Source organism: Candidatus Delongbacteria bacterium, assembly GCA_041675285.1.
GTDB lineage: Bacteria > CAIWAD01 > CAIWAD01 > CAIWAD01 > CAIWAD01 > CAIWAD01.
In genome coordinates this window covers 45,464-72,312 of record JBAYTZ010000018.1, presented here as the reverse complement: position 1 = coordinate 72,312, position 26,849 = coordinate 45,464, and the positions used below count along the sequence as shown (strand labels likewise).

General features: G+C 70.3%; 21 protein-coding genes. 4 read left to right on the top strand and 17 right to left on the bottom strand.

The genetic code is table 11. The features are described from left to right. Positions 1–233 precede the first annotated feature (233 nt). On the bottom strand, positions 234–1,052 hold the full coding sequence (locus WC326_14495) for a T9SS type A sorting domain-containing protein (protein ID MFA7332276.1): 819 nt from the start codon (positions 1,050–1,052) through the stop codon (positions 234–236). A gap of 385 nt (positions 1,053–1,437) precedes the next feature. On the opposite strand from WC326_14495, the gene WC326_14490 reads away from it, so the two are divergent. Continuing rightward, a complete protein-coding gene (locus WC326_14490; GenBank protein MFA7332275.1) occupies positions 1,438–1,815 on the top strand; it encodes a hypothetical protein in 378 nt (125 codons plus the stop codon). Positions 1,816–1,842: 27 nt separating this feature from the next. Here the strand turns inward: WC326_14490 and WC326_14485 are convergent, their stop codons facing one another. The 7 genes from WC326_14485 to rfaD form a co-directional block, all read right to left on the bottom strand. Further along, positions 1,843–2,754: a hypothetical protein gene (locus tag WC326_14485; GenBank protein MFA7332274.1), complete on the bottom strand. Its 912-nt coding sequence runs from the start codon at positions 2,752–2,754 to the stop codon at positions 1,843–1,845. A gap of 4 nt (positions 2,755–2,758) precedes the next feature. Then, positions 2,759–3,325 carry a hypothetical protein gene (locus tag WC326_14480; protein ID MFA7332273.1) on the bottom strand — a complete coding sequence of 189 codons (567 nt, stop codon included), beginning with the start codon at positions 3,323–3,325 and terminating at the stop codon, positions 2,759–2,761. A 68-nt stretch (positions 3,326–3,393) separates the two neighbouring features. After that, positions 3,394–4,899 (bottom strand): hypothetical protein, encoded by a 1,506-nt coding sequence (locus WC326_14475; GenBank protein ID MFA7332272.1) that lies wholly within the window; start codon positions 4,897–4,899, stop codon positions 3,394–3,396. 71 nt (positions 4,900–4,970) lie between these two features. After that, a complete protein-coding gene (locus tag WC326_14470) occupies positions 4,971–6,221 on the bottom strand; it encodes a DUF1015 family protein (protein MFA7332271.1) in 1,251 nt (416 codons plus the stop codon). 2 nt (positions 6,222–6,223) lie between these two features. Beyond that, entirely contained in the window at positions 6,224–7,138 is a 915-nt protein-coding gene (locus tag WC326_14465; GenBank protein MFA7332270.1) for an NAD(P)-dependent oxidoreductase, read from the bottom strand. A 10-nt stretch (positions 7,139–7,148) separates the two neighbouring features. Then, positions 7,149–8,225: an alanine--glyoxylate aminotransferase family protein gene (locus WC326_14460; GenBank protein MFA7332269.1), complete on the bottom strand. Its 1,077-nt coding sequence runs from the start codon at positions 8,223–8,225 to the stop codon at positions 7,149–7,151. A 309-nt stretch (positions 8,226–8,534) separates the two neighbouring features. After that, positions 8,535–9,518, bottom strand: coding sequence for an ADP-glyceromanno-heptose 6-epimerase (gene rfaD, locus WC326_14455; GenBank protein MFA7332268.1), 984 nt, complete (start codon positions 9,516–9,518; stop codon positions 8,535–8,537). Positions 9,519–9,666: 148 nt separating this feature from the next. Between rfaD and WC326_14450 the strand changes: the two genes are divergently transcribed. From WC326_14450 to WC326_14440, 3 genes are all read left to right on the top strand, one after another. Beyond that, on the top strand, positions 9,667–12,723 hold the full coding sequence (locus WC326_14450) for a M1 family metallopeptidase (GenBank protein ID MFA7332267.1): 3,057 nt from the start codon (positions 9,667–9,669) through the stop codon (positions 12,721–12,723). Between the two features lie 8 nt (positions 12,724–12,731). Then, a complete protein-coding gene (locus WC326_14445; GenBank protein MFA7332266.1) occupies positions 12,732–13,517 on the top strand; it encodes an N-acetylmuramoyl-L-alanine amidase-like domain-containing protein in 786 nt (261 codons plus the stop codon). Positions 13,518–13,598: 81 nt separating this feature from the next. Beyond that, positions 13,599–14,072 (top strand): phosphoglycerate mutase family protein, encoded by a 474-nt coding sequence (locus WC326_14440; GenBank protein MFA7332265.1) that lies wholly within the window; start codon positions 13,599–13,601, stop codon positions 14,070–14,072. A gap of 3 nt (positions 14,073–14,075) precedes the next feature. On the opposite strand, the gene WC326_14435 is transcribed toward WC326_14440, so the two are convergent. The 9 genes from WC326_14435 to WC326_14395 are packed head-to-tail and all read right to left on the bottom strand — an operon-like array spanning position 14,076 to position 26,541. Further along, positions 14,076–16,082 carry a hypothetical protein gene (locus WC326_14435; protein ID MFA7332264.1) on the bottom strand — a complete coding sequence of 669 codons (2,007 nt, stop codon included), beginning with the start codon at positions 16,080–16,082 and terminating at the stop codon, positions 14,076–14,078. Further along, positions 16,079–16,777, bottom strand: a complete 699-nt coding sequence (locus WC326_14430; protein ID MFA7332263.1) for a hypothetical protein — start codon at positions 16,775–16,777, stop codon at positions 16,079–16,081. Before WC326_14430 ends, WC326_14435 begins: the two co-directional genes overlap by 4 nt. Continuing rightward, positions 16,774–18,279, bottom strand: a complete 1,506-nt coding sequence (locus WC326_14425; protein ID MFA7332262.1) for a hypothetical protein — start codon at positions 18,277–18,279, stop codon at positions 16,774–16,776. The genes WC326_14430 and WC326_14425 overlap by 4 nt, the downstream gene beginning before the upstream one ends. Continuing rightward, positions 18,276–19,142, bottom strand: a complete 867-nt coding sequence (locus tag WC326_14420; GenBank protein ID MFA7332261.1) for a hypothetical protein — start codon at positions 19,140–19,142, stop codon at positions 18,276–18,278. The genes WC326_14425 and WC326_14420 overlap by 4 nt, the downstream gene beginning before the upstream one ends. Next, complete coding sequence (locus tag WC326_14415; protein MFA7332260.1) at positions 19,139–19,594, bottom strand: hypothetical protein; 456 nt, start codon at positions 19,592–19,594, stop codon at positions 19,139–19,141. Before WC326_14415 ends, WC326_14420 begins: the two co-directional genes overlap by 4 nt. Next, a complete protein-coding gene (locus WC326_14410) occupies positions 19,591–19,971 on the bottom strand; it encodes a biopolymer transporter ExbD (GenBank protein ID MFA7332259.1) in 381 nt (126 codons plus the stop codon). The genes WC326_14415 and WC326_14410 overlap by 4 nt, the downstream gene beginning before the upstream one ends. Positions 19,972–19,983: 12 nt before the next feature. Further along, a complete protein-coding gene (locus WC326_14405) occupies positions 19,984–20,715 on the bottom strand; it encodes a MotA/TolQ/ExbB proton channel family protein (protein ID MFA7332258.1) in 732 nt (243 codons plus the stop codon). Positions 20,716–20,746: 31 nt separating this feature from the next. Further along, a complete protein-coding gene (locus WC326_14400; GenBank protein MFA7332257.1) occupies positions 20,747–22,465 on the bottom strand; it encodes a hypothetical protein in 1,719 nt (572 codons plus the stop codon). Next, positions 22,462–26,541 (bottom strand): hypothetical protein, encoded by a 4,080-nt coding sequence (locus WC326_14395; protein ID MFA7332256.1) that lies wholly within the window; start codon positions 26,539–26,541, stop codon positions 22,462–22,464. Before WC326_14395 ends, WC326_14400 begins: the two co-directional genes overlap by 4 nt. Positions 26,542–26,849: the final 308 nt, after the last annotated feature.

Here is a 26,849-nt window from a genome sequence, read left to right as displayed (position 1 = left end):
TGGCACCGACCTGGCACCGGCCTGGCACCGGCCTGGCACCGGCCTGGCACCGACCTGGCACCGACCTGGCACCGACCTGGCACCGACCTGGCACCGACCTGGCACCAGCCTGGCACCGACCTGGCACCGGCCTGGCACCAGCCTGGCACCTGTCCACATTCCCACACATGAAAAGCCCCCGGCGGAGTCACCACCGGGGGCTTTTGGATGCGTTGAATCGCGCGAGGTCCGCCTTACTTGGCCAGGACCATCTTGCGGGTCATGCTCTGGCCGGCGGCCTCCAGGGTGTAGAAGTACACGCCCGTGCTCAGGCGGCTGGCGTCGAAGGACACCACGTGCTCGCCGCGCTCGGTCATGCCGTTCACCAGGGTCGCCACTTCGCGGCCGGCGATGTCATGGACACGCAGGCTGGCCGTGCCCGCCTCGGGCAGGGAGAAGCGGATCTCCGTGGAGGGGTTGAAGGGGTTCGGCGCATTCTGGGCCAGGGCGAAGCCCGTGGGCAGTTCGTCGGCGCCCACCTGGCCACCGCCGTTGCAATTGAGGCAAACGGTGTAGGCGCCCGGATCGATGGGCTGGCACGTGGCCGGGTCATACGAGGAGAAGGAAAACATGCTCAACACATAGGTCCCGGCGGGCAGGCAGGCCGGCACGGGCAGGCCGTTGTTGCTGAACGCCTGGTTGATGTTCATCACGTCCGGGGCAAAGCTGCCGCAATCCCGCGGGCAATTGCCCGGATCGTCCACACCCTGCAGGTCGATGCCGGGGCCGACCAAACTGGTGAAGTACGTGTCCGTCTCGTCGGAGGGACAGGAATTGATCTCCCAGTCGCAACAGTCTTCCGTCAACACGAAGGTGATGGAAATGGTCTCGCCGGCCAGGATGCTGCCGCTGAGGCAGAAGGTGCGGTCAGCGGAATTCATCACCAGGTTCTGACTGGGCAGCAGGGCGCCGCTCTGGATGAGGGACTGGACCATGTCACGCTCGATGGCCGTGCCAGCGAGCACCGGAGCCGCCAGCGCGGCGCCGAGACAGAAGCACAATGCATTCTTCATGGGGGTAGCCTTTCTTTCACGTGGTTTGGGGGTCGATCAACTCTTCGTCGTTTCTTGCATGAGGAAATTGCAAGGGGCGTGCCAGATTGTTTCGCTTCCCTAACCAGCTTTGCGTTCTGCCCGCGAGCCCACCTTTCTCCCACCTAGATGTTCGATTTTGACCAATCAGGGACCATTTTCGAACAGTTGGTTGACATTTTCTTCGGCGGACCAAACCTTAACCATAAGCCAAGGCAACCCTTCCCCCGCGGCGGATCCCAGGTTCATCCACATCGCACCCACATGCCGGGAGGCCATTGTGACCATGGCCCCCGCGCGCCAAGGAGAAGGGCGGAAGCGTCCCACCCTGGCCGTTTCTTGGGGATCAAGTCAGGAAGGAGGGATCGTGAACCAGCCGCTCACCGTGTTTCTCTGCCCGCGCTGCGGCGTGCGCTTCGCGCTGGAGCTGGGCCGGGAACAGCCCGCCCATAACCAATTGAGTTGTCCGGCCTGCGGCCTCTACCGGGAGGGGCTCCTCCTGCTGGCGCCGGAGGAGTGGGAGGTCTGGGAGTTGTGGCGCGGGCTCAGCCTGCACCTGGACCGCTTGCCGGAAGAATTGCGCGCCCCGTTGGACGAGTGGACGGTGAGCGACGGACCGACGCCGAAGGATCAGGGCCTGCTGCGGGCGGAATGCGCGGAGTGCGGCACCGGCGCCTGGCTGCCCACGGGCGCCGGCCGCTGTCCCGTCTGCCGCGGTACTATGGGGCTCCGCCGCGCGAGCTGAAAGGGATCCGTACGGAGCCGGTGAGGGTCAGTCGTCGTCCCCGTGCCGCTCCCCGCCGTCGTGGCTCGCCTCGCTTTCGTCGCCTTCTCCGCCCTCAGCCCCGTCCTCGTCCCCGCTGCGGTGGCAGCGCACGCAGTCCCGCCAATCGGAAATGCCCTCTTCCCGGTGCTCGGCCGCGAGGCGCGCCGGATTGTGGACGTGGCAGCCCGTGCAGCTGTAGGAATTGTAGCCCTGACCCGGCGTGTGACAATCGGCGCAGTGGGCCGGGTGGTGGTCGTCGAAGCGGAAGTAACGCTGGTGATCGTAGTCGGCGGGGGTCCAGGCCCGAGTCCGGTGGCAGCGGGCGCAATCCACAGTGGTGCCCAGTGCGCGGTGCAGGTCGTCGGCGGGGACCTGCGGCCGGTGGCAGTCTGCACAGGCCGGCGAACCGGCGCCCAGCACCTGATGATCAAAGGTGGCGGGCGTCCAGGCATCCAGGCCGTGGCAGTCGCCGCAGGCCAGCCACGCTGTGGCGTGCAGCGCGTCGTCCGGCTGCTGGCCCCCGTGACAGGCGGCACAATCCGCGGACAGCTCGGCCGGTAGCCGGTCGTGGGAGAAGCGTGCCGCGGCGCCCCCGCCCAATCGGCCCGCGTGTTCGGCGTGGCAGAGGGCGCAGGTGAGGGCCTGGCTGCGCTGATGCAAGCCCTGGACGGCCACGCGCGGCGAGTCCAGTTCTGCCCCGTCCACGGTGCGCAGCCCGATGCCCGCCGGCTCGTGACACGCCGAACAGCGCTCCCGAGTGACGCCCCGCCCCACTTCGTGACAGGCCAGACAGTCGTCCTGAAGGGATTCGTGGGCGGCCAGCAGGTGGCCGGGCTGGATGGCCGCGCCGGGCGCCAGCCAGGCGAAGCCCGCCCCCAGGACGAGTACGATCAGGAAACTCAGCAGGCTGCGGTTCATGGCTTCACCAGAGCAACAGGGTGACGGCGACGTGGACCAGAGCCAGGCCGGCGAAGGCGAGGGTCAGCGGCATGTGGATGCTGCGCCAGCGCTGCAAGGTGCCGGTCAGAAGGGCCATGGTCTGCAGACGGCGCTCCGTCTCGTGCGGATCCAGGTCCAGGGCCTCGAGCTCCCGGCGGCGCGCCGCGAGGCGCCGGCGGGCCTCGGCCAGCAGGAACTTGCCCGTCAGGCCGCTGGCCACCACCAGCACCATGGCCAGCAGGGCCAGCCAGGGAATCACGGCGTTCAGGTGGATGCCCCCGTGCACGAGCAGGAGCAGGGCGCCCAGCCAACCCAGGGTCTCGTGCAGCTGCAACAGGCCCTTGGGCGAGCCCAGCCGCAGCAGTTTGCGGCGCCGAAAGGAATGAAGAAAGGAGAGGGCCAACAGGCCCACGCCCACCGGCCCCAGCCAGCGGCCCACCCCAGCCAGGCCGGCCTGGTGCAAGGCCCAGTCCACCAGCAGGGCAACGGCCAGCAGAGACCCGAAGATCAGGCCCGAGGGCAGCAGCTGCGCTCCGATGAATCGCCGCATGAACATCTCCTGCCGGTGAGGGCGGGAAAGGTCGTTCTTGGTATGGGCGCTGCCAAGCGCACAATGGATCAGTCCTTGCGGACGCCAAGTACCGCATTGAGATGGGCAATGCCACGGGCGGGCACCCTCACGGGAACGTCCAGGGCCAAGCCGTTGGCGCCGGCCCGTGCGGCAGGCTCGCTTTCCAACAGGGTCCACCGCGTGTGGCCCTGGATCTCACGCCAAGTGAACTCCAACGGGGTGTCTTCCGTGTTGGTGAACTGCACATCCAAGTGCCACACGGGTTCACCAGCGCGTGTTTCCTGGAACACTTGGCGAGCGGCATCAAGTCCTGTCACGGCTCCCAGCTCGAGCGCCGTGTAGTCCCGCGTCCCCATCGTGTGACAGAACCAAGGGTAACGGAAAATCCCTGAGTCTCCCATTGGGAGCCGGTCGATCCGCCCGGCCACCAGCCAATCGCGCAAGGCAAAGGACTCAAGGACGTGGTGTTCATAGGGGAGGATGCGGCGGTCATCTTGACCCGGGAGACCTGCCACCATGTCCAGGCTGGCTACGGTCGTACCGGCCATGCCCCGCTTCTGGGAGTCCCGGACCACCTTGTCCCACTTCCATTCCGTGGAGTCCACGCCCCAGCTCACGGTGCCGCCCGGCTCGATTCGGGATCGCAGCGCACCGGATAGCAGAGGTGGGTCCAGGGACAATTGGCCCCACTCCTCCTGGTACTCGGGCCAATCAGATCCCAAGGGCCAGAACTTCACGTGGCTCTTCCTTGATGCGGAGGATCGAAGGTCCGCCCACTTCGACATGACTAGCTCACGTTCGCCCTGATTGGTCACGCAACGTTTGGCCACCGCGTTCACCGTGCGCGGTGAGTTCTCCACAGTCGTCGCATACACGTGGGAACCGAGCAACTCCCTCGCAATCCCCCGAATGTGGATCGACTTCCGCCCCGCCTTCCCGCACATTCCATGCAGGGTGATCGGCTCCCGCATTTGCAGTCCTGATTCCCGCCAGCTGGACAGCAACCGCCCCACAGCGGTGGGCAAATCACCTTGCCACAGATCGCCCGTCCACGTCCAGGGAGAACGGTCCCCTTCCTCACGGAGCGTGTCGTCTAGCCGCCGCAGAATCGCGCTCCTATTGGAGTCGCTATGCACGACCAACCTGTGATGTTGAATCAGCTGGGATGCCTCATCGAGCAACCTTCTCCCATGAATGGGAATCCGCTGTCTGCTCATGGACGCCAAGCCATCCGACAACCACAAATCCATGGACATGCTGTCGAGGGCGAGGTCAGCGGCGCTCACCTCCATCGACACCGGGTTCATGCCCCAAGGATTGCTCAGCTCCATCTCGAAAGGCCCCCGGGGAAGGATGACATCCACAACGCCCTCCCAAACCACGGGCTGATTCATCTCGAGACGCTGTACATGGATGGTGGCGGGACACGAGGCGACATCCACGCAGATGGTGGTGGGAGCGGCGGCCCAGGCGATCCCGGTCAACCACAGGCCACCCAGGAGCCACCTGATGGTGCCGGCATGTCGATTCCATCGGTGATGAACGTCGGCCATGACAGCCTCACGATTCTCGGTGCGTGTCCCCAAAAGAAGGCCGGGTTTCCCCGGCCTTTCGGTCAACAGATTCAGCTCAGCCGGTGCACCACCAGCCCGCTGTAGAGCTTGGGCTCGAACCAGGTGCTCTTGGGCGGCATGACCTGGCCCGAGTCGGCCACAGCCATCAGGTCGTCGATGGACGTGGGATACATGGCCACGGCGCAGGCGAAGCCGTCCTCGTCCACGCGCCGCTCCAGCTCGGCCAGCCCGCGGATGCCGCCCACGAAATCCAGCCGCTTGTCCGTGCGCGGATCCGTGATGCCCAGCATGTCGGTGAGCAGGTTCTTCTGCAGCACGGCCACGTCCAGGCAGGCCACCGGATCGTCCGCCGGCACCACCTCGGGGCGGGCCGTCAGCCGGTACCAGCACCCTTCCAAATAGAGGCCGAAGTTGCCGCGCTCCGCGGGCTTGCAGGGCGCGCCGCGCTCGCCGGCGGGCTCCACCATGAAAGCGCGCTCCAGGTCCGCCAGGAACTGCTGGGGCGTGCGGCCGCCCAGGTCCTTGATCAGGCGGTTGTAGTCCATGATGTGCAGCTGGTCGCTGGGGAAGCAGACCGCCAGGAAGCGGTTGTACTCCTCGTCCCCCGTGTGCTTCGGATTGGCCGCCCGGCGCTGCTCGCCCACCTTGGCCGCGCTGGCGCTGCGGTGGTGGCCGTCGGCCACGTAGAGGTTCTTGACCTTGGCGAAGCCCGCCGTGACTTCCGCCTGCAGTTTGGCGTCGTCCAGCACCCACCACTGGTGACGCACGCCGCCGGACTCGAAGTCATAGACCGGCGGGCGGCTCTCCGTCCACTGCTCGGCGATCTGGTCCAGCCGGGCCTGGCCGCGATAGGTGAGGAAGACCAGCCCCACGTTGGCGTCGCACTCGTCCACGTGCCGGATGCGGTCCTTCTCCTTGTCGGCGCGCGTGTGCTCGTGCTTGCGGATCACGTCCGTCAGATAGTCGTCCACGCTGCAGCAGCCCACCCAGCCGGTCTGGACGCGGCCGTCCATGTGCTGGCGATAGATGTAGAAGCAGTCCGTGTCGTCCTGGATCAGCACACCCAGGGCGATGAAGCGGTCCAGGTTCTCGCGGGCTTTGGCGTAGACGCGGTCGTCGTAGAGGTCCACGTCCGCGGGCAGGTCGATCTCCGACTTGTCCACGTGCAGGAAGGTGTGGGGGTTGCCCTCGGCCTCCAGCCGGGCCTCGGCGGAATTGAGCACGTCATAGGGCCGGCAGGCCACGCGCGCCGCCAACTCGGCGCGGGGCCGGAAGCCCTGGAAGGGGGTGAAGACCGCCATGCTCAGCCCCCCAGCCGTTCGGTGAGAATGGCTACCACCTCGGCGCCGATGCGCGTCTGGGCCTGTTTGGTCTCCGCGCCGATGTGCGGCGTCGCGCTGACGTTGGGATGGTTCAGCAGGGTCTGGTTCTTGGTCGGCTCCTCGGCGTAGACGTCGATGCCCGCGCCCGCCACCTGGCCGCTGTTCAGCGCGTCCAGCAGGGCGGCCTCGTCCACCACGCCGCCGCGGCTGCAGTTCACCAGCCGCACGCCCTTTTTCATCACGGCGAATTCGGCCGCGCCCAGCAGCGCGCCCTTGGCCTTGTCGAACGGCACGTGCAGGCTGAGGTAATCGCTTTGGGCCAGCAATTCGGGCAACTCCACGCGCCTGGCACCGGGCTGGTCCCAGACCACGCCGGGCAGGTCAGTGTAGACGACGCTCATCCCCAGGGCCTGGGCGCGCTTGCCCAGTTCCTGGCCGATGCGCCCGATGCCGATGATCCCCAGCGTGGCGCCACCCAGCTCGGTGCCCTTGTATTGCTTCTTGTTCCACTCGCCCTGGCGCATGCTGACGTTGCTGTGCGCGATGAAGCGGCTGACGGCGAACATGTGGGCCAGCGCCAGCTCGGCCACGGCCGCGCTGGAGGCGGTGGGCGTGTTGCGGACTTCGATGCCCTTGGCGCGGGCGTAGACGTGGTCGATGTTGTCGATGCCCACGCCGCCGCGGATGATCAGCTTCAGCTTGCCGCCGGCCAGGGCCGCGTCGATGTTGGGCTCGCGCAGCTTGGTGGCGCTGCGGATGACCACCGCGTCGGCGCTCTTCAGCTGGGAGTTGAGCTCGTCGCCCTCGTAGTGGGTGGTGTCCACGTCGTGGCCCTTGTCCTTCAGGGCCTGCACGGCGGCCGCGTCGAGGCCGTCGTTCAAGAGAATGCGTGCCATGTGGCGACTCCTACTTGAGACCCAGGATCTCTTCCATCTGCCCGAACAGGCCTTCCAGCTCCTCGCGCGTGCGCCAGCCCATGTGCGCGATGCGGAAGGTCTTGTCCTTCAGGTCGCCGTAGCCGTTGGCGATCTGGTAGCCGCGCTCGCCCAGCGCCTTGTTCAGGTCGCTGATGTTGAGCTCGCGCGTGTTGTGCACCACGGTGACGGTGCGGCTGGCGTACTTCTCCTCCACCAGCAGGCGGAAGTGCTTGGCCGCCCACTCGCGCGTGAGCTTCATGTTTTCCTCGTGGCGCTTCCAGTAGGCCTCCAGGCCGACGGAGAGCATTAGGTCCAGCTGGAGGTTCAGCGCGAACATGTGGCTCAGGGTGGGCGTGGACGGGTATTGGTAGTCCTTCTTGAAGATGAAGTCGTAGAGCTGGACCATGTCGAAGTAGAAGCCGCGCTCCTTGACCGTGCGGCCGCGCTCGATGGCGCGCTTGGTGACGCTGCAGGCGGCCAAGCCGGGGGGCAGCGCCAGGGCCTTCTGGCTGCTGGTGATGCAGCAGTCCACGCCCAGCTCGTCCACGGCGATGGGTGCGCCGCCCATGCTCGAGACGGCGTCCATCAGCCAGAGCACGTCGGGATAACGCCGGCGCACTTCGGCGATCTCGGCGACGGGGTTCATCACGCCGCTGGAGGTTTCGTTGTGCGTGATGGTGAAGGTGTCGTACTTGCCCGTGGCCAGGGCGGCCTCCACGGCCTCGGCGGTGGTGTGCTGGCCCTGGGGCACCTCGAACAAGTCCGCGGTCTTGCCGTTCTGGACGGCCATCTCGTACCAGCGCTTGCCGAAGGCGCCCACGCTGAAGACGGCCACGCCCTTCTGGGTGAAGGAGCGGATGGAGCCCTCCATCAGGCCCGAGCCCGAGGAGGTGGAGAGCAGGATCTGCTCGCGGGTCTGGAAGACCTGCTGGAGCTTCTCGGAGATCGCGCGCTGCAGGGCGCTGGCGTCCTTGCTGCGGTGACCCATCATGGGCGTGGCCATGGCGGCCAACACATCCGGCCGGACATCGACGGGTCCGGGGATGAAGAGCTTCTTATGTGCCATCGGATCCTCCTTGGCGAGCCGGGTCCGGCCGCATTTCGCACGCGGGGTTCCCGGCGGTTGGCTGATTGGGAGCGGACCCCGCGCGGGGCCCGGCTTCGGCTGTCAAAAGGTGGGATTTCTTAACAAGTCAACCAATGGGGCGAACCAGAGGGACTGGGGAACGAATTCGTTGCCGGTCAACCGGTTCGACCTTCCATCAGCCAGATCCGGGAACGACGGCGACAGGCCCCGCCCGGCAAGCGGCCAGACAGCCCACAAAAAGGGAGGGCGTCGGCCCTCCCCTATGAAATCAACTCACTGGTTCGCGCCTCAGCCCTCGCTGCCCAGGTGGGCGCGGGTGCGCTCCAGGTAGCCCTTGACGTAGTCGGCGATGGCCTCCTCCAGCGGCGTGGCGGGCACGCTGAGGCCCACGGCGCGGGCCTTGTCCATCTCGGCGCAGGTGTAGTACTGGTACTGGTCGCGCAGTTCCATCGGCATGGCCACCCAGTCGATGTCGGGTTCGCGGCCCAGCGCGGCGAACACCGCGTGCACCATGTCGCGGAAGGAGCGCGGCCGGCCCGTCCCCAGGTTGTAGATCCCGCCCGGAATGGCGGGCTCCAGGGCCTCCGCCACGCAGCGCACGGCGTCCTTCACGTAGAGGAAGTCGCGGGTCTCGCCGCCGTCGGCGTGGCCCGTGCGGTGGCTGGCGAAGAGCTTGACGTGGTGGTGCTCGTGGATCTGCTCCCAGGCCTTGAGTGCCATGGAGCGCATCTCGCCCTTGTGGTACTCGTTCACGCCGAAGACGTTGAAGAATTTGAAGCCCACGGCGTTGTCCAGCAGGCCCTCGCGGCGCATCCACAGGTCAAAGAGGTGCTTGCTGTAACCGTAGATGCTCAGGGGCCGCAGGCGGTCCAGGCTCTGCAGGTCGTCGGAGTAGCCCTGGGAGCCGTCGCCGTAGGTGGCCGCGCTGGAGGCGTAGACCAGGCGCACGCCGGCGGCCGCGCAGGCGCGGGCCAGATCGCGGCTGTAGTGCACGTTGTTGAACATCAGGTAATCGGCGTCGCGCTCGGTGGTCGAGCTGCAGGCCCCCATGTGGATCACGGCCGTGACGCCCGCCGGCAGGCCGTCCGCGCGCAGATCGCGCAGGAACTGGTCCTTGTGGTGATACTCGCTGTAGCGCAGGTTGGCCAGGTTGTGCCACTTCTCCGTGGTGCCCAGCCGGTCCACGATGAGGATGTCGTCCACCCCGCGCCGGTTCAGCTCCCAGACCACGGCACTGCCGATGAAGCCCGCCCCGCCGGTCACGATGATCATGGCCCGTCCTCCCGCTTTTCCCGCGTCAACCTAGCAGCCTGCAAGCTCTTTCGCTTGCGGAAACTTGCCCGCTTCGTGAGCTTGGTGCGCCAAGCCGTGCGGGTTCCCGCTCCGGGGCCCGCTTCCGTTCCGCTTCCCGGAGGCCCACATGAAACGCGCGCACACGCCCTGGCCGGCCCTGGTCTTGATCCTGGCCGCCTGGCTCTTATCGGCAGCGCCGGCCGCCGCCGGCAGTTCCTTTCCGAACGAAGTTCAAACCGAAGGCTGGCAGGGAGCGCCACCCGCCACGGCCCTGCCCGGCCGCGCGGCAGTGCTCCAGGCCCGCGAGGCCTGCCGGCTGGGCAAGCAGTCCGCGCGCCTCGAGTCGTCCCAGTTGCTGGACGAGGCCCTGCGCGAGGACGATCCGCTGACCTGGTACGACGTGACCTTCTACGACCTGGCCGTGTCCGTCTTCCAGGGCGACGACCTGCTGAACGGCTTCGTGGAGATGGAGCTGATCAGTCGGCTGGACGGCCTGGAGGTCCTCGAGTTGCACGCCGCGCCCAACCTGACCCTCAACAGCGTCAGCGACGGCAGCCAGGAGCTGGACTACCAGCGCGAGGGCGACCGGCTGAGCGTGCAGCTGCCGGCCGCGCTGGCCGAGGGCCAGGCCGCCCGCCTGCAGATCCAGTACTTCGCCGAGTTCAACGGCTGCGGCGTGCTCAGCACCTGGCGCGCCAACGTGCAGACCGGGCAGAACGTGCACACCATCACGACCCAGGCCGAGCCCTTCGACGCCCGCTGCTGGTGGCCCTGCAAGGACGACACGCGCGACAAGGCGGACTCCCTGACCTTCGCCATCACCACCGACGACTTCAACACGGCGGTGAGCAACGGCGTGCTGCGCTCCAACGTGTTGAACGAGGACGGCACGCGCACCTTCACGTGGCACGAGAGCTGGCCCATCGTGACCTATCTGGTCTCGCTTTGTGTCACCGAGTACAATCACGCGGAGACCGTCTGGAGCTGGGAAGGCCAGGACATGCCCATGCACGACTGGTCCTGGGGCCTGAGCGCGGGCGACCAGCAATTCGTGCTGGAATCCGGGCTGGCCTCGCTGGACGCGCTCTCCACCCGCTACGGCACCTATCCCTTCCGCAATGAGAAGTACGGCCACGCCCAGTACACCTGGGGCGGCGCCATGGAGCACCAGACCTGCACGTCCATGGGCTTCTACAACGAGGCCGTGGTGGCCCACGAACTGGCGCACCAGTGGTTCGGCGACAAAATCACCTGCGACACCTTCCACCACATCTGGCTCAACGAGGGCTGGGCCACCTATAGCGAGGCCATCCACTTCGAGCACTACCTGGGCCCGGAGGCCCTGCACGAGTACATGAACTACGAGGAGTACCTGGGCCCGGGCACGATCTACGTCGAGAATCCCGCCACCGACAACATCTTCGACGGCAACTTGAGCTACTCCAAGGGCGGCTGGGTCGTGCACATGCTGCGCCACGTCATGGGCGAGGAGGCCTTCTGGGCCGCCGTCCACGCCTACCTGGGGCCCAACGAGCCGGCGTATCACCGCACGGCCACCACGGACGAGTTCCGCGCCTTCATGGAGGCCGAGCACGGCGCGTCGCTGGAGTGGTTCTTCGACGAGTGGATCATGGGCCAGTACTACCCGGACTACGAGTACTTCTGGACCTCCGAGCCCGCCGGGACGCCCGGCCACTACTGGCTGGACCTGGGCCTCATCCAGGCCCAGACGCCCGAGCGCCAGACCTTCACGATGCCCGTCGACTGCCGCGTGACCATGGCGGGCGGGGCCACGGAAACGGTGGTCGTGACCAACGACCAGGCGGCGCAGGGCTACCGGCTGCTGTTGGACGCCGAACCCCTGGCCGTGGAGCTGGACCCCGACGACTGGATCCTCGGCCCCGCCACCCGGCTGGACAGCCCGCCCGCAACAGACATCCACTGCTCGGACCTGCGCCTGCTGGACGAGGCCGGCCAGCCCCTGGAGCGCATCCCTGCCGGCGGCGCCTTCCAACTGGCCTTCGAGCTGTTCAACCGGGGCGCGGCCTCCGGCGCGCTGGACGTGTCCCTCTCCTGCGGCCACCCCGACGTGGAGCTGGCCGGTCCCGTGGTCCGGCCGCCGCTGGCCTTTGGTGGCCGCGACGAGCTGGCCCTGGGGGGCAGCACGCTGGACGGCATTTCGGGACTGGTGCCCATCACGCTGACCGTGACCTGGGCGGGCGGCAGCCTGGAACTCAGCCAGAGTTTCCCCGCCGGCCACCCCGAGCTGCTGCTGGTGGACGACGACGGCGGCGCGACCTATGAGACGTGGTACGAGACGGCCCTGGCGGGCGCGCTGGACTACCAGCTGGCCACGCCGGACTCGCTGCCCGCCGACCTCAGCGGTTACGGTCTGGTGGTCTGGTTCACGGGGGACAACCGCCGGGCCCTGGAGCCCGAGGAGTGGGTGCGACTCTCGTCGTACTGGCAGGATGGCGGGCACCTGGTCTTCACGGGCCAGGACTTCGCCGAGGCCCAGTCCACGGAGGACCTCTCGGGATACTGCGGCCTGGCCCTGGTGGACAGCGTCTACGACAACAACGCCGTGGACACGGTGGCGGAGGGCATCTTCGCCGGCCGGCGCATGTACCTGTTCAACGGCGGCGCGGGCAACCAGACCCGGGTGGACGTGCTGGCCGGCCTGCTGGACTGCATGGCGCCCCAGGCCTACTACTACAACTACCAGGCGGGCAGCGCCGCCGAGGAGCTGTGGTGCGGCGAGGGCGGGCTGTTGACCCTGGGCTTCGGCCTGGAGGGCATCGCCGACATCGGCAACGGGATCAACCTGCGGGAGAGCCTGGAGGCCCTGGGGGCCTGGAGCCGCGGCGAGACGGCCGTGGAGCCCGCGCCCGCCACACGGCCGGAGCGCGGCTTCGCGCTCAGCGGCGCGCATCCCAATCCCTTCAATCCGACCACGGTGCTGGAGTGGCGCGCCGAGCGGCCGGGCACGCTGCGCGGCGGCATCTACAACCTCGCCGGACAACTGGTGGAGGAACTGGCCGCCCGGGAGGTGCCCGCGGGCGCCGGCCGCCTGAGCTGGACCGCGGCGGGCCGGGCCAGCGGTCTCTACCTGGCGCGGCTGGAACTGCAGACCGCGGACGGCCACCGCCAGTCCGCGACGCTCAAGCTCATGCTGCTGCAATAGGAACCGCTGTGACACATCCGCTTCTGAAAACTTCACAGGGCCGGCGCTTGTCGGCCCTGTGCTGGATCGGCTGGCTGCTGGTGCTGGCGCTGCCACTCCGGGCGGCCGAACCCAAGGTGGAGGCCTTCGCCGCCCGCGCCGCGGCCTGCCCCGCTCCCGGGCCGGACTGCCTGGTGGAACTGGGACGCTCGCTGCTCGGCACGCCCTATCTCAAGGGCGCGCTGGCCGGCCCGCGCGATCCCGCCACGGGTCTGACCCTCAGCCTGTCCAAGGTGGACTGCATGGTGCTGCTGGAGTGGCTGCTGGCGGGCAACTCGCTGGCCGGACGGCCCGCGGCGGGCAGGGCGGACAGCCTGGCCCTGGCCCTGGCGCGCGTGCGGTTCCGCGATGGGCTCGTGAACTGGAAACAGCGTCACCACTTCTTCAGCGACTGGCTGGACTCGGGCCCGCGCCTGACGGACGCCGGCGCGGGGTTCAGCGGCGCCCGCCGGCGCAGCGTGGAGCTCAACCAGCGGGAAGGCCAGCGCCGCTGGGTCCAGGGCGTGCCCGTCCGCACGCAGGAGGTCTGGTGGGTCCCGCCGGGCGAGTCCACCCTGGACAGCCTGCGCGACGGCGATCTGGTGGGTCTCTGGGCGGCCAAGCCCGGCCTGGACGTGACCCACGTGGGGATCATCGTCCACGAGGGCGGGCGCGTGCTGCTGCTCAACGCCTCCAGCCGGGCCATGAAGGTGCGCCTGGAGCCGCTGGCCGAGCACCCGGCCTGGAAGAAGGGCCTGCTGGTCTTCCGGCGCTGAATTCACTGGATCTGTTCGTGATACAACGCGGGCGCGGGTGGCGGCGGGCACGAGGATTGGCTGAAGGCTGGAAGGAACCGCATGAACGCGCTGGCCCTCATCCGTCACGGCGACCTGGACGGCAACAACCTCTCCCACCTGGGACAACGCCAGGCGGCCTCGCTGGGCCGCCAGTTGCGCGATTCCGGCGGGCGTCGGCAGTTGGAGGCCCGGGTGCTGAGCAGTCCGGCTCCCCGGGCCCGCCAGACCGCCTCCGCCCTCTGCTCCTTTCTGGGGCTGCGCGAGCCGGAGGAGGACCCGCGGCTCTGGAGCGGGCCCGACGGCCCGCCGGGCAGTTGGGAACAGGACCTGCCCGGCCTGGTGCGCAAGCTGGACGAGTGGTCCCGCGGGACCGAGCTGCTGGTGGTGGTGACCCACTTCGAACTCTGCCTGGGGTTGCCGCCCCTGCTGGCCCGCAAGCACGGGCTGGACGGCGTGCTGCCGCGCGGGCTGCGCCGCGGCCAGGGGTTGTGGGTGGAAGGGGACGGGGGCTTGTGGCGGCTGCTTGACCCGTAAGCCTCAGCGGGCGGGCGGACTCCAGATCAGGCAGAGCCCCACGTCGGGCTGGCGCGCGTCCAGGCTGTAAGGTCGGCGGCTGGAGCCGCTGCGCAGCCCCGAGGAGCCGGCGGCCCGCACGCCTTCCGCGCCCGCCAGCCAGACCCGCCCCGCCCCGGTTGCTTCCGCCGGTGTGCCGGGCAGGCGATAGCCACCCTTCGTGCCAGCCTGCCACGCCGCAGACTCATCATAGCGGCCGTCCAGGCCCAGTCGCGCATTCAACCAATTGCAGTACCGCAGCGCTTCCCGCGGGCTCAGTCCCAGGGCGGGCTGATCGTCGGCGGGCCGCGCGGCCCGGCCTTCCACCCACTCGACGGCGGCGGGCAGGGCCGTCCCGGTCTCACGCGAGAAGGCCCGCACTTCCGCCACGCTCACGCTGCGCCGCGCCAGGGTTCCGGCCGGGAGATCCTCCAGCGGGCGGGCGCCCCAGACGGTGGTCCAGTCGCTCTGGTGGCGGGTCAGCCGGCTGCGCAGCCGGTAGCGGGCCAACCGGTCGCCGGGCAGCGGGTCCAGCCAGCTTCCCGGCGCCTCGGGCACCCGCCAGCGCAGGGTGTCCGCGCCCAGCACGCGCTCGATCTCCAGCTGGCCGGCCAGCCACTCGCGCGGCTCCCAGTTCAGTTCCAGGCCGCCGGGCGCGGGGCGGACGTCCACGGCGGCGGGCGGTTCGGGCGTAAGGGAGATCTCCCGCCAAGCCGACCAGCGGCTCTGGCTGGGCGGACTGCCGGCCCGCCAGCGCAGGTGCAGGCGCTCCGTCGCCGGCAGGGCGAAGGCGTGCGCGGCGGCCGGGGGTCGGCGGGTGACGACGCCCGCGGCGCGCCACTCCAGCTCCCAGAGCCCGCTCCAGCCGCGCTCGTCCTCCAGCGTGGCCGTCAGCAGCGTGTCGCTGGCCGAGCTGAGGCGCAGGCCGCCCGGCGCGGGCCAGCTCAGATCCAGGCTCTGCTTCCAGAGCGGACCCTGCGGCCCGAGGGCCTGCAGGCGACAGACACCGGCCAGACCTTCCAGGGTGAGGCCGGCGGCGGGCAGCGGAGCGCGCCCCTGGCGGCCCTGGCCGTCCAGCCAGACCAGTTCGAGTTCCGGCGGCACGACGGCGTCGCGTGCGCTGATCTGCAGACTGCCGGGTCCCGTGCGGCGCACGTCCAGCCGCAGGGCCGCCGCGCCGCTCTCCCAGCGGAAGGGCAACGAGGTCCGTCCCTCATCGTCCCGGGCGGCCACCAGCAATTCATCCGTCCCGGTTGCCGTCACGCGCCAGCGTCCGGCGCCGGCATTCTCCAGCGTCGCCGTGCCCTGCAGCAGCACCAGCGGCCAGGGGCTGAGCAGTTCCAGCGCCTCGCCCGCGAAACCCGCCCACTCCGGCGCGGCCGGGGCCGCGTCCTCGACCGGACCGGCCAGGGCAGGGGCGGCGGGTTGGTCGGGACCGGCCAGGCGCAGGGGCTTGCCCAGGCCGCCCCAGTCCAGGGTCAGCGCGCTGAAGGCGCGGCCGGCGAGATCGAGTTCGAACGAGCTGCCGGCGGGCAGCCGCTGGAGATCGGTGAGCTGGCCGCCGTGCTCCAGGCGCAGGATCAGGTCGGGCAGGGGACACCCGTCCCGGCCGTCCTGCTGGACGCGCCCCACCAGCCGGCGGCCTTCTAGCCGGGCCTCCAACCGGGGCAGGGCGCGGTTCCAGATCCACTCGTCCCCGTAGTCCGGCAGACCCAGCGAGTCCAGCCGGGCCGGGCGCAGCACCAGCGACCCGCCGCGCGGCGGCGCGCCCAGCTGCAGGTCCACGGCCCCGTCCGCTCCCACCGCTCCCAGCTCCAGGAATCCGGCCGGCGTTTCCGCCTCCAGCCAGTCCCAGCCCGCGGCGCGCCCGCTCAGGCGCAGGCTGTCGCAGCCCAGCAGGGTGACGGACCACGACGGCTCCGCTCCCCGGGCGACGCAGACCCCCAGCAGCCAGGCCGCCAAGGTCGCGGGTAGGCCCGCACGCAGGTTCATGGACGGTCCGGCTTGCGCAGGTACAGCGTGTCCACCACCTGGCTCTCCAGGATCAACAGGTCGCGCAGCACCTTGTCCACCACGTAGGTCGTGTCCTCGCGCACGATCTGCACCACGTCCAGCACGCGCCGTCCGCCCGCGCCGCCCGGGCGCGCGAACAGGCTGTCGCCCGGATAGTCCCAGACCCGCATCAGCAGACCGTCCTCGCGCACGTCCAGGGCCAGCTCGAAGCGTGAGATGCCCAGATTGCGCCGGGTGGCCCCGAGCAGGTCGGCCAGCAGGACGGCGGTGGGCTGAGCCAGCTGGCGCAGCTCCTCCGGCTGCACGTCGGCCGGGGCGTGGATCTCGTGGTGCGCGGCGAAGGACCAGCCGGCCAGGGTCTCGCGCAGCTCGCGATCCAGGGGGCGCAGCAGATGGCCCTGTCCGCCGGGCAGCAGGCGCAGCAGGTCGCCCTCGCCGAAACCATCGCCGCCCAGGTCCACCAGTTCCACGGCCTCCGCGGCGCGCGCGTCCAGGCCCAGCAGCTGCTGGCTGAGCAGGCGCTCGATCAGCACGGGATCCTCCACCCGGGCACGCAGCACCATCTGCGCCTCCACCCGGGGTCCGCTGCCGGCCTGCCCGTCGCCGGGAGCGGAGCCGCCCGTGGCAGGCAGCAGGGCGCCCAGCGCCGCCAAAGTCCAGAGCGGGCGGCTCATGGCGTGCCTCCGCCGGCCTTCTTCAGCGCCGCGCGCGCCTCCTCGGCGCGGCCCAGCCGCCGATACACGTCGGCCTGCAACTGGTAGAGCTCGGCGCGATCCGCGCCGTCGCAGGGTCCGCGCGAGCAGGCGGCCTCGGCGCGCTGCAGCCAGGGCAGCGCGGCCTCGGGCCGGTTGAGCAGCAGGCCGGCCAGCCGCAGGCAGAGCGCCGTCTCCCAGCGTCCCGGCGCGGCCAGACTCTCCTCAAGCAGGGCCCAGGCGCGCTGGGGATCCTCCTCTTCCAGCTCGGCCGCCAAGGATAGGGTCATCCGACCCCGGGTGTCCAGGGCCTCCACGCGCAGGCTGTCGTCCCGCACGCCCTCGGTCAAGAGGCCGCGCACGCGCTCCAGCCCCGCCTCCTTCATGCCCAGCTGGTCGAATTCCAGCTCGCCCAGGGCCAGCAGGTTGCGGGTCTTCTCCTGCGGGTCGGCGCTCTCCGCCACCGCCTGCTGGAGCAGTTCGCGGGCCTCGATCTCGCGGCCCTGCTCGATGAGTTTCCAGGCCTTGTCGATGCGCAGAGCCTGGCCCAGCCGCCCGCCGCCGCGTTGCAGCCAGCGCTTGAGCTGGGTCAGCTCCTTCTGGTCGGACGCGTCCGCCAGGGGCTCCCACTCGCCCATGGCCTGGCGGAACTCGGCCTCGTTCTGCTGTTCCATGGCCAGCGAGACCCGCTCGCGCAGAAGGAGCACCAGGTCCTGGCGCCGCCGTCCCACCGGGCGCTCCTCGCTGCCGCCCTCGTCCTCAAAGGCAAAGGCCCGCAGCGCGCGGCAGGCCTTCTGGTAGCGCTCCAGCGCGGCCGGACCGCGGCCGGCGGCGCGCAGCAGGTCCGCCAGATCCCAGTGGGCGTAGTAGTTGGAGGCGTCCAGGGCCAGGCGCTTCTGGGTCAGCTCGATGGCCCGGTCGCGGAAGTTCAGGCTGGTGTAGAGACGCGCCAGATCCTCCAGCACGCCGCCAATGGCCGCCAGGACGGAGTCGTCCCAGGGGTTGGCCCGCAGCGCGTCCTCCAGCAGGCCCAGGGACTTGCGGTAGCCCTCCGCGGCTTGACGGCGCAGGCTCTCCTTGACGGCGCCCAGCTCGCGCGCCGACATGTCGCCCGGGTACTTGTTGTTGGTCAGGCTGAGCGTGCTCTGCATCTGGCGCAGCGCCTTGTCGTAGAGGTCGTACCAGGCCGTGGAGTCCGTCGCGCCCGCGCGGCGCAGCGAGTCCAGCCGCCAGACCACCCAGGCTTGGTCCTGGGTGCGCTTCCGCAGCTCGGCGGCCTCGTTCAGGCGGGCCCGGGCCTCCGCGCGCCGCTTGGCGCTCACGCGGGGCACCTGGCCCTTGCCCTCCTCCAGGATCTGATCCACGCGGCGTGTCACGGCCGCGCCCGACTCCTGCGCCCAGGTCGCTCCCGGCAGCGCCAGCAGCATGAGGAGCAGGGCGGAAGCCGGGAGACTCCAGCGGACCCCGCGACCGGCACCGTTCATTCCAGATCCTCCAATGCCTTGAGCAAATCCTCGCGCAGGCCCGCGGCCTCGCCCGCCCCGCTGCGCTGGGACTGCACCACCAGTCCGCCCCGGGCGCGGGAGACCTCGCCGCGCTGGAAGGACTGGGCCTGCAGGTCCGCGCCCGCCAGCACCAATAGCCGCAACTCGTCGCCGCGCCGCAGCAGCACGCGCAGCAGGCCGCCCTGCTCGGACACCCAGACCAGCCAGGGCTGACCGCCCAGATTGAGCGTGCCGCCGGGCAGGCTGGCGGCCGTCACGCCCATGAAGCGCGCCAGCACGGGGTCCAGCTCCTGGGGCGGCAGGGAGAGCAGCTCGCCCCGCGGACCGCGCGCCGAACCCGCCCCGGCGCCTCCGCCACGCCGGGCCAGCGGCTCCGTGCGCAGATTCATGTTTGCGGATCCGCGGTTCAGTCCCGAGCCGCCCACCTCATCGCCGCCGTCCAACAGTCGTCCACGGCCGGGCATGACCGGACGGGCGCCGCCGCGGGCGGGCAGGTCGGGCAGTCCGCGCCCCTGCCGCTCGGGCACCGCCGTCAGCGCGCCCGGATCCCGGGGTGCGCTTCGCAGGGCCGCGCGGTCCGGCACCGACAGTGGCCGGGGAGCGCTGCGGCCGATTTGGCGCACCGTCCGCTCGCGCACCCGCGCCTTGAGCAGCCGGTCGCGCACGGGCGTGGGCACGATGGTGCGCACCCAGTTCAGCATCACCTCGGTGGGCGCCGGACCCTGACGGGGCCGATCCACCGAGAGCTGGGCCAGCAGCAGCCAGAGCAGGGCCATCACCAGCAGGCTGGTGGACCAGCCGATCAGCCGGTACTGGCGCTCGCGCAGATCCAGGGTTGTCATGGCCGCGCCTCCGCCCCGGCGGCCGGCGCGCCCGTCTCCGGCAGGAAGCGCACGTCGCGCGGGATCTCGCACAGGTCGCAGGCGTCCACGGCGTCCACGGCGGTCTGCAGCGGCACGCGCGGCCAGGAGCGGACGTCCGCCCCGGCCAACTGGTGCTCGGACTTCAGTCGGGTCAGCACGGCGCGCAGGGTGTCGGCGCCGCTGACGCGCCCCAGGGGCAGATTCAGGCCCGTGGTGCTGGACAGCTCCAGCAGGAAGCTCCCGGCCTCCGTGGCCGTGATCTCCAGCCGGCGTTGCGCCTCGTCCCGGGCCAGCGTGTCCAGCACGGCGGCCAGCCCCGCGGGCAGCGGCAGCACGGCGCGGTCATCCAGGTCGGCCACCGAGAGGAAGCCGATCAGGATGATCAGGGTCACGTCGATCAGGCGTGTGATGTAGCCGCGCATCAGTGTCACGGACGAATCTCCTCGGCGCGGCGGATGATCTCCAGGCTCAGGCCCAGATCCAGCTCGCCGCACAATTCCTGCAGCAGGGCCACTTCCGAGGACGGCCGGCCGCGGTCGGCGCGCAGGCGCACCTGGGTGGCTCCGGCGGCCTGCTCGCCCGCCAGCCAGTCGCGCAGCTCGGTCGCGTCGGCCACCTGGTGCCGCTCGGGGCCGCAGACGAATGCCCCGGCCTCGTTCAGGCTGACCACGGCCAGGTTCTGGAACTCGGCCTGCAGCCGGGGCATGTGGCCGGCCTCGGGCAGTTGCACGGAGACCGAGCTGTCGAAGTGGCTGATCGAGATGAAGCCGAACAGCAGGATCAGCACGATGTCGATGAGTCGCAGCACGGGTTCAGGCTCCTACGACCGCTGGGAATCCAGGGCCCCCGCCTCCAGCATGGCCTGCCGGATCTCGGTGAGCTTCTGGTATTGCCGGTCCAGACTCTTGTCGAAATGGTTGCGTACCAGGGTCAGCACGAAGTTGAGGATCAGGCTGACCACCAGGCCCACCAGGGTGGTGATCAGCGCCAGGCCCATGCCGTGGAGCACCTTGTCCTTGTCCAGCGTGCCGCCGAAAAAGGTCTGGAACATGCCCAGCACGGTTCCCAACAGGCCCAGCGCGCCGGCGCTCTCGGACAGGAAGTTCAGCCAGTTCTGATAGGGCTTGAACCAGTCCTGGCGCACGGTGAGGTGGCGCTCGATCTGCGCGCTCATGGACTCCGGGTTGCGCGTGGCGCGGAACTGGGTGAGCATGTCCACGGCCGCCTGAGACAGGCTGCCCGTCTCCATGCCCTGGATGGCCTTCAGGGCGTCGTCGGCGCTGCGGCCGCGGGGTTTCCAGTCCTGCAAGGCGTTCTCGCGCGACTGGTCCAGGCGGATCATCAGGAAGCGCGAGATGCTGAGGGCTACGCCCGCGGCCAGCGTCAGGTAGATGGGCCACATGATCCAGCCGCCCATGGCCAGGATCTCCAGCACGGGCAGGGTGGCGGCGTCGCCGGCCCCGCCCTCCGCGGCAAGCGCCGGCAGGACGGAACACAGCGTCAGGATGATCGCCGCATGGGGCGCCCGGAAGGCGCGGATTCGCTGCTGCATGGTCAGGGACCTCGTCTGCGTTGGGACTGCGCTATTCATGTTCGTCCAGATGGATGTGGATGCGGTCCACGCCCGCCGGGAGCGCCGCTCCCGGTGCCTGCTCACTCAAGTGCACGTGTCTCACGCGGAGCTGGACGGGCAGCACGAGGGTGCGGTCCGCCAGCAGGCGTCCGCGACTGTCGGCCACCGTGACGTGCAGCCGGGCCTCGCCGGGCTCCAGCGTGCCGGGATCCAGCGCCAGCTGCAGCCGGCGGGGCGGAGCGTCCCGACCCTCGCGCACCACGCGCGCCTGGCCAGGGAGCTCGGCCTCCAGCCGCCACGAGCGCGCCAGCCGGGCCAGCTCTTCGGGCAGCTCCAGCCCCAGGGCCAGCGTGTCGGGCAGCGTGAGACGTCCATTCTCGGGCAGCCGGGGCAGCGGCTGCTCCTCCAGTTCGGCCCCCAGGAGATTGGCCAGGTCGTCCAGCCGCTCCACCCGGTCGCCCACGTGGATCACGGGCCGCACGCCCTCGTCCCAGGCCAGCGTCTCCAGCCAGCCCGAGAGCTGCCACCAGGCCGCTGACCAGGTGCCGTTCACCACGCCGGACTGGTCCGGAGTCAGGGCCTTGCCGGGGTTCAAGGTCAGGCCGGAGGCCGCCAGGGCCGCGGGATCCGCCCCCGCCTGGGCCAGGCGCTCCAGCAGCGCGGGCTCCACGTGCACGTGCAGTTCCACCACCTCCAGCTGCGGCACGGGGCTGCGCAGCAGCAGGGGCGCGCGCTCCGGCCGCCAGCGACGCCGCAGCGCCTCCAGCCAGGGGGCGCCCTCGCGGGGTTCGTCGCCGGGCAACAGGGCGGGCTGGCCGCGCCAGGGTCCGCCGGGAATCAGCGCGCCGCCCAGGCTGTAGGTCCACTCCAGCCGGTGGCTGCCGTCAGAGCGCTCCGCCAGGTCTCCCAGCGGCACGGTCCAGCGATAGGCCAGCTCGTGGTCCGGCAGCGGCTGGGTGGCGAACTCCAGCGCCAGCCCGTCCTGGCGCAGGTCGCCGTAGACGGAGAGGGTCTCCATTGCTCGCCATTCGGCCTGCAGACTGGGTCGTTGTTCGCTCCCCAGATCCTGCAGCGCGCCGCCGCCCACGGTCTGGTTGGCCAGGTTGTCCACGGTCAGGCCCAGGCTCAAGCTGGGACTCTGCCAGGCCAGGCCGAGGTAGCCCCGCACGGGGGCCTTGGGGGCCGACGAGACCAGGGAGAGGCTGGGCCGGTTGAGGCGCTTGAGACCCAAGCCCACGTAGAGGTCCGTGCGCGGCGCCCAGAACAGCCCGGCGCCCAGCAGGGGCTGCAGACGGTCCAGGCCGTCGCGGAAGACGGGATCCTGCAGCGCGTCGGCGCCCAGGCGCTCGCGGTTCCAGCCGAAGCGCCGCACGCCGGCCTCCAGGCCCAGCGAGAGGTTGCTGCGCAGCCGCACGGCCCAGTCCAGGCTGAGCTCGTTCTCGCTGAGCAGGTCTGTGTCACGCAGGTCGCCCAGTAGCACCAGGTTGACCCGCGGCACAGCCAGCTGGAAGCCGCCCTGGCCGATGGCCGCGGCGCCGCCCGCCAGTCCCGCGTTGAGCAGCTGCCAGTCCGCCGAGAAGGCCAGCGGACGCCAGGCCGCCAGGGCCGGATTGATCCGCATGGCGTCCGTCCGCCCCAGCAGGGCCGGGTTACCGGTGAAGGTCATTTCCGCGCGGGCCGCCAGACCGATGGTGAGAACCAGCGCCAGCCGGGTGAGTCGGGTTTTCATCGCACCACCCCCAGCTGGCCGCGGGCCAGCACGTGCTCGCCGTCCAGCATCACCCAGGCGTAGACGCCGGGCAGCAGATCGCGGCCCGCCAGGCGCCCGTCCCAGTTCCAGGCGTGTTCGGCGGCGCCCAGGCTGTGGGCCGCCACCCGCCGGCCGCCGGCGTCGAAGATCTCGACCCGGTAATGGCGCGCCGCGGGCCGCGCGCTGAACACGAAGCGCAGCTCGTCGTTGACGCCGTCGCCATTGGGCGAGAAGGCCCGCTGCTCCGGACCCAGGGGCTCGCGGGTCAGCTGGACGCAGTCCGACAGCTGATTGTCGGCCTCGTCCTCGGCGGGATTGCCGGGCAAGAGGCGCAGGGTCCAGCAGCTCTGCGTCCCGTCCAGGGGCATCACCAGGGTCAGGCTGGTGTCCAACGTGGCCGCGGCGCCCAGGTCCAGCCAGGGCCAGTCCAGTCGCGCGGCCTCTTGCAGGTCCTGCTCCAGCCGCAGCACCAGGCTGCCCACATAGCCGCTGGCGGAGAAGATCCGCACCGGCAGGGAGAGCGTGTCGCCCCAGTGGGCTTCGGCGGGCGGCGCGGCCCGCAGGTTGAGCTGAAGTTGCTGGGGCGACTGCAGGACGTCCAGCCCGCGCTGCACGTGCAGAGAGCCGCTGCCCGGCGGCAGGTCGGACACGTCCAGGCGCCAGTGCACTCGGCCACCCAGGCGAAGGGAGTCGCCCACCTCCGGCCGATAGGCCAGATCCAGGCGGCGGGTCGCGCCGGCCAACGGCAACAGGGCCAGGGTGTCGGCGAAGAGTGGATGGTGGCTGAGCAGGAGCTCGCCCGCCAGCCCATCGCCGTCCACTTCCGCCACTTCCCAGCTGAGCAGGGTCTCCACGCCCTCGGGCAGGTCCGTGCCCTCCGCGGGCGCCAGCAGCAGGCGCGGGTCGTCCTCCACGGGCTGGATGGCCACGCGCAATGTGTCACGGCGGGCGGCCTGGCCCTCCTCCTGCAGTTGGAAGAGCAGACTCAGGCCCGGCACTTGGCGCAGGTTGACGTCCGGTGCGGGGCTCAGTCGGAAAAGCAGGCCGTCCAGGGCCTCCACTTCCAGCACCTCGTCCGGCGCCAGCTCCCCGGTGCCGAACACGCCCAGCAGCTCGGACTGCATGCCCGCCGGATCCTCGCCCGGGCTGAGCAGCCAGTCCGCCAGGTCCAACACCAGTTCGCGGTCCTCGGTCAGGCTGAGCGTGTCCCGGCGGCTGGTGAAGCGCAGGCGGCCGGCCAGCACGGCCGTGAAGCCCTGCTCCCCGACCTGGTCCGCCAGCCGCGCGTCCCAAAAGAGTTGACCGTTGAACAAGGCGGAGTCTCCCGGCGCGATGGCCCGCTCGTAGCGCCAGCTGCCGTTCCCGCTGAAAGGCGTGCTCTCCACCAGCTCCTGGTGGGCCGCGTCGCGGTAGAGCGTGAAGGCGTTCAGCAGCGGGTCGCCGTCCACCTCGCCCCACTGGAAGTCCAGCCGCAGGGTGCGGCCCTCGCGCACCGTGAGCAGCGAGTCCGGCCCGCCCAGGAAGAAGGGCGCGTCGTCCACCGGCCGGATCACGAAGAGCAGTGTGTCACGCGTGTGGTTGCCAGACGGGTCGGCCAGCTCCAGGTCCAGCCCCAGCTGCGGGTGGAGGGCGCTATTGACGTTCAGGCCCGGCGTCACGTGCAGGCGCAGGCCGTCCAGCTCGTCCAGCCGCATGAGGCTGTCCGCCGGCTGGTTGCCCGTGCCGGTCAGGCCGTGCAGGGTGAAGCTCAGTTCCGAGAGCGTGTTATCGGGATCCTCGATCAGCGGCGCCAGATCCAGCCAGGCGGCCAGGTCCTCCGGCATCTCCGGCAGGTCCGCCGTGAAGCGGGGCGGCCAGGGACAGGTGAGCAGGCCCAGCACGGGCAGCTGCAGCAGGCTGTCCGCGCCCGCGGCGTTGGTGCGCAGGGTTAGCAGGGCGCCCTGGCGCCAGGGCCAGGGTCCGTCCATGGGCGGGCAGAAGGAGAGCCGCAGCTGGGCGCTGTCGCCCGGGGCCAGCGCGGCCTGGGGCCACTCCAACAGGCAGAAGCTCTCCGGCACGCTCAGGCTGTCGTCGGGATGGGAGGCCAGGAAGGCGTCGCGCACCAGCAGATCGGCCTCGCCCCCGTTGCGCAGCCAGACCCCGCCGGTGGGACAGCTCTCCTCGCACTGGGCGTGCCCGCCGCAGTCGGAGCCCAGCTCCAGGCTGTCCAGCGCGAACTGCGGTGTGGCCAGGCCCGCCTGCAAGCAGAGGTCGAGGACGGCCTGGCCGCTCTGGCCCACGCAGCCCGGGAAACTCCACCAGACGTTGAACTGGCCGCTGGTCCAGCAGCTGTCCAGCGCCACGGCAGGGTGCGCGCGCAGCTCCAGCACCAGGCTGTCGCCCGGCGCCAGGTCCCGGGGCGCCACGTCGTCCCAGGAGAAGGGGAAGTCCGGATCCGCCGGCGGCGGCGAGACGTCCAGGCGCATCAGGCCGGCCAGCCCGCGGTGGCGCAGCGTGAGCGGCACGCGCAGCGTGTCCCCCACCGCCACGCGGCTCCAGGCCAGGGACGCGGGCAGGTCCAGGCGGTCCGCCCCGACGGGCTCGTCCAGGTGGGCCAGCAGGCGGCCGTCCTGGAAGAGCACCAGCAGGTCGTGGTCGCCGTCGCTGTTGATGTCGATGGCGCGCAGGCGGCGCGGCACGTCGGGCAGGTCGGCGTAGAGCGTGTCCGTCAGGCCCGTGCGGGGATCGAAAGTAAAGCGCACGGTGGAGAAGCCGGCGAAGACCACGCGGCCGTCGGGCAGCGACTCCACGTCGCGCAGCGGCTCCGGGAAATCCCAGGCCGTGATCTCCGCCTGCTGAGTCTGTGGATCGATGTTGGAGACCACCACCACGCGGCCGTCGCCGTTCCAGGCGATCAGGTCGGGCAGGCCGGCGGGATCGCCGTCGCTCCAGGCCTCCAGGCGCTCCAGGTTCTGCACCAGATCCGGCGGCGCCGTCCAGACTTCATCGAGCGTGCTGCCGTTCCAGACCAGGCAGTGCAGCGGCTCCGGCGCGGCGTCCAGCACCAGCACGAAGTCCTCGAAGGCCCCGGGGGCCAGCCGCGTGCCCTGGATTACCAGCAGGTCCAGGGGCTGGCCCAGGCCGCTGAACAGGACGCGCGTGGAGTCGGGCTCGATCTGCGAGCAGGTCGCGTCGGCGGGAAAGAGCACCAGGTCGCCGCCGCGCGTGCCCACCAGCAGATCCTGGCAGAGATGGTCGCCCACCAGACGGATGGGCTCGGCCAGCAGCGGCGAGCCGGCGAAGGTGCCGTCCTCCAGCAGGAGCTGGGTGAAGACGGGTGAATTGTCCGGCCCGGTGCGGGCCAGCACGCGCAGGCCCTCGTCCTGGCCGCCCGTGTGCATCAGCAGGCCCTCGCCCGGGTGCAGCTCGCCCACGGCGCTGGTGCCCAGGCTTAAGGAACGCAGCTCGCGTTGCAACGAGAAGTCCGGCAGCGCCATGCCGCCCAGTCCGGAGATCTGCGGCGTGGAGGCGCAGGTGTCCACGCGGAAGAAGACCATCTGCTCGCGGCGCGCCACCACCAGGTCGTTCAGCCGGTTGCGGTCCAGGTCCAATGGCAGGACGTCCAGCGCCTCGCTGGCCGCGCCCTGTAGCTGCAGGGACCAGGAGGGACGAACGCCCAGCCACTCGCAGCTGTCGCAGAGGAAGGGCCAGCGGAAGTGGGCGGCCTGGAGCGTGGCGCCCGGGATGGTGGGGTCGGTCATCATCTCCAGCCGGATGGCGCCGCCCGGAACCCAGTTCTCGTCGGGGATCAGGACCACCCGCTGGTAGGGCGCGTTGCCCACGCCCGCGGCGAACCAGTACATGCGGCCGCGCCGCTCGTCGCGGATTTCGATCAGGTCGTCCAGGCGGTTGAGCTCCGCCTGGGTCATGGAAGGGCTGAATTCCAGCGTGATGTACTGGCCGGGGCTTAAGCGCGAGCCCGGGGCCGGCGTGACGCCGGTGACGAGGCCGTGGGCCGTCCCGGCCAGCCCGCAGGCCAGCCCCAGCCCGATGATCACCCGCCCTGTGCCGCTCACGAAGTCTCCCTTGCTCTGCCCGCCGGACATGCGCCGCGCCGGACCCGCCTCCCGATTTGGGCTGGCGCAGGTCCGGCAAAGCTGATTCCCCCTGGGAGTCTGTCGGGCTTGGACCTTGGATGGGATTCGCGCCGCAGGCGCGCGTGCTCCAGTCGAGGCCGGCTCTTCGGAAATTTCGCAGCGCATACTGGGGGTATGTGCAAGAAAGCTCCGAAAAATCCGGGCCGGGTGGGGCGATGAAGCCCGCCAAGTGGCCAAGTCCGACAGACTCCCGATTCCGGCGATCCCCCTCATTATCTGCATCTGCG

Excerpts from the sequence above, each read along its gene's own strand:
- WC326_14400 (MFA7332257.1), bottom strand. The coding sequence starts at position 22,465 with ATGAAAACCCGACTCACCCGGCTGGCGCTGGTTCTCACCATCGGTCTG.
- WC326_14420 (MFA7332261.1), bottom strand. The coding sequence starts at position 19,142 with ATGACAACCCTGGATCTGCGCGAGCGCCAGTACCGGCTGATCGGCTGG.
- WC326_14450 (MFA7332267.1), top strand. The coding sequence starts at position 9,667 with ATGAAACGCGCGCACACGCCCTGGCCGGCCCTGGTCTTGATCCTGGCC.
- WC326_14495 (MFA7332276.1), bottom strand. The coding sequence starts at position 1,052 with ATGAAGAATGCATTGTGCTTCTGTCTCGGCGCCGCGCTGGCGGCTCCG.
- WC326_14435 (MFA7332264.1), bottom strand. The coding sequence starts at position 16,082 with ATGAACCTGCGTGCGGGCCTACCCGCGACCTTGGCGGCCTGGCTGCTG.
- WC326_14480 (MFA7332273.1), bottom strand. The coding sequence starts at position 3,325 with ATGCGGCGATTCATCGGAGCGCAGCTGCTGCCCTCGGGCCTGATCTTC.
- WC326_14475 (MFA7332272.1), bottom strand. The coding sequence starts at position 4,899 with ATGGCCGACGTTCATCACCGATGGAATCGACATGCCGGCACCATCAGG.
- WC326_14405 (MFA7332258.1), bottom strand. The coding sequence starts at position 20,715 with ATGCAGCAGCGAATCCGCGCCTTCCGGGCGCCCCATGCGGCGATCATC.
- WC326_14485 (MFA7332274.1), bottom strand. The coding sequence starts at position 2,754 with ATGAACCGCAGCCTGCTGAGTTTCCTGATCGTACTCGTCCTGGGGGCG.
- WC326_14425 (MFA7332262.1), bottom strand. The coding sequence starts at position 18,279 with ATGAACGGTGCCGGTCGCGGGGTCCGCTGGAGTCTCCCGGCTTCCGCC.
- WC326_14440 (MFA7332265.1), top strand. The coding sequence starts at position 13,599 with ATGAACGCGCTGGCCCTCATCCGTCACGGCGACCTGGACGGCAACAAC.
- WC326_14470 (MFA7332271.1), bottom strand. The coding sequence starts at position 6,221 with ATGGCGGTCTTCACCCCCTTCCAGGGCTTCCGGCCCCGCGCCGAGTTG.
- WC326_14465 (MFA7332270.1), bottom strand. The coding sequence starts at position 7,138 with ATGGCACGCATTCTCTTGAACGACGGCCTCGACGCGGCCGCCGTGCAG.
- rfaD (MFA7332268.1), bottom strand. The coding sequence starts at position 9,518 with ATGATCATCGTGACCGGCGGGGCGGGCTTCATCGGCAGTGCCGTGGTC.
- WC326_14430 (MFA7332263.1), bottom strand. The coding sequence starts at position 16,777 with ATGAGCCGCCCGCTCTGGACTTTGGCGGCGCTGGGCGCCCTGCTGCCT.
- WC326_14460 (MFA7332269.1), bottom strand. The coding sequence starts at position 8,225 with ATGGCACATAAGAAGCTCTTCATCCCCGGACCCGTCGATGTCCGGCCG.